Here is a 2,109-nt window from a genome sequence, read left to right on the forward strand (position 1 = left end):
AGGCACCGTCCATCGAACCATTCAGCAACTGCCGGAAGATTTACGTACGGCTTTAACTTTACGTGAGTTTGATGGTCTGAGTTACGAGGACATTGCGAGCGTCATGCAATGTCCGGTAGGCACCGTGCGCTCCCGGATCTTCCGCGCCCGGGAGGCCATCGATAAAGCCCTGCAGCCGTTGTTGCAGGAAAACTAAAGACAGCGGCGACAGCCAAGAGAGGAACGCCATGAGTCGTGAAGCCCTGCAGGAATCGCTGTCCGCAGTGATGGATAACGAAGCGGACGAACTTGAATTGCGTCGGGTATTGAATGCCTGTGACGATGTTGAAACCCGTGAAACCTGGGCTCGTTATCAGATCGCTCGGGCAGTGATGCACAAGGATCTGCTGCTTCCACGTCTGGACATCGCGGCGGCTGTTTCTGCTGCTCTGGCTGACGAAGCCGTGCCGGCAAAACCTTCCCGTGGTCCATGGCGCAGCCTGGGTCGTCTGGCGGTCGCAGCTTCCGTGACCCTGGCGGTACTGGCCGGTGTGCGTCTGTACAACCAGGACGAGATCGCCGGTGTCGAATTGGCCCAGCAATCCAGTCAACCCGGACTGGCCGTTCCTCAAGTAAAAGGCCCTGCTGTTCTCGCAGGCTACAATGAGAGTTCGCAAGCTACTGGCCCAATGGCCAACGGCGTTTTGCAAGGTCAGCCAGGGTGGCACGATCAGCGTCTGCCAGGCTACTTGCGCCAACATGCACAACAGGCTGCACTGAAAGGTACTGAGAGCGCTCTGCCGTACGCTCGTGCCGCAAGTCTGGAAAACCGTTAAGGAGGATCATGCGCGCCATACCTCTACTTTCGCTTCTGCTCAGCGGCTGGTTCATCGTTCCAGCCCAAGCCGATGATGCCCAGGACTGGTTGACCCGCCTGGGCCAGGCAGAGCAACAGCAAAGCTTTCAGGGTACTTTCGTCTACGAGCGTAACGGTAGTTTTTCTACCCATAACATCTGGCACCGTGTCCAGGATGGAAAAGTCCGCGAGCGTTTGATCCAGCTCGACGGCTCCGCTCAGGAAGTCGTTCGCATTGATGGGCAAACCCAATGCGTCAGTGGCACGCTGATAGCAGGGCTTGGGGACTCCCCGAACTCCGCGGCCCGTGCACTTGATCCTCAAAAGCTCAAGAATTGGTATGACCTCGCTGTCATCGGCAAGTCGCGTGTCGCCGGGCGTTCGGCGGTGATCGTATCGCTGACACCCCGCGATCAACACCGCTACGGTTTTGAACTGCATCTGGATAAAGAAACCGGCCTGCCTCTGAAGTCTTTGCTATTGGACGACAAGGGACGGTTGTTGGAGCGTTTCCAGTTTACGCAACTGGATACCGCTGACGTTCCTTCCGAAAAAGACCTGCAGGCCAGTAATGATTGCAAGCCCGTCAATCTCGAAAGTGACAAGGCTTCTGCCGTCAAGGCTGCCCAGGTCTGGCGTTCCGACTGGTTGCCGCCCGGCTTCGAGCTGACCAGCAGCACCGCTCGCAAGGATCCGGAGACCAAAACCCAGGTCAATAGCCTGATGTATGACGATGGTCTGACGCGCTTTTCGGTATTCCTCGAGCCGCTCAATGGCGCAACAGTCACCGATACCCGCACTCAGTTGGGGCCGACCGTTGCGGTTTCCCGGCGCTTGACCACGGCACAGGGTGAGATGATGGTGACCGTCGTCGGTGAGATACCGGTCGGTACCGCTGAGCGGATAGCGCTTTCGATGCGTACCGACGCCGCTGCGACCAAGCAGTGAGCTGAATTCGAAATGTTTCGTGAGCATTTCAATTTGCTAAAATCCCGTAAATTTCATATAGGTCAGAGTCCCTCGGCTCTGGCCTTGTTTGTTGTTCCCGGAACAAAAATACCGGCGTATTGTTCCCGGTGTTTCTTGCTCCATATCGCTTAACCATGCTCGTCGTAACGGGAGCCGTATGTCGATACCACGCTTGAAGTCCTACCTTTCCATTATTGCCACCGTACTGGTGCTTGGTCAGGCGGTCACCGCCCAAGCGGTCGAATTGCCTGACTTTACGCAACTGGTCGAACAGGCCTCGCCTGCGGTCGTGAACATCAGTACCA

The 2,109-nt window shown here is 56.7% G+C and carries 3 protein-coding genes and 1 pseudogene; all 4 read left to right on the forward strand.

The features are described 5' to 3' along the window. A partial coding sequence (locus tag ACXRVY_RS25725; RefSeq protein ID WP_458238596.1) for a sigma factor-like helix-turn-helix DNA-binding protein occupies nt 1-196 on the forward strand: 196 nt, incomplete at its 5' end. A gap of 31 nt (nt 197-227) precedes the next feature. Further along, entirely contained in the window at nt 228-815 is a 588-nt protein-coding gene (locus ACXRVY_RS25730) for a sigma-E factor negative regulatory protein (RefSeq protein ID WP_223462998.1), read from the forward strand. Nucleotides 816-823: 8 nt separating this feature from the next. Next, nucleotides 824-1,783, forward strand: a complete 960-nt coding sequence (locus ACXRVY_RS25735; protein WP_223462999.1) for a MucB/RseB C-terminal domain-containing protein — start codon at nt 824-826, stop codon at nt 1,781-1,783. 178 nt (nt 1,784-1,961) lie between these two features. Further along, nucleotides 1,962-2,109, forward strand: a pseudogene (locus tag ACXRVY_RS25740) (serine peptidase); the annotation flags it as partial.

It is taken from the genome of Pseudomonas sp. P5_A2_2, from assembly GCF_054177685.1.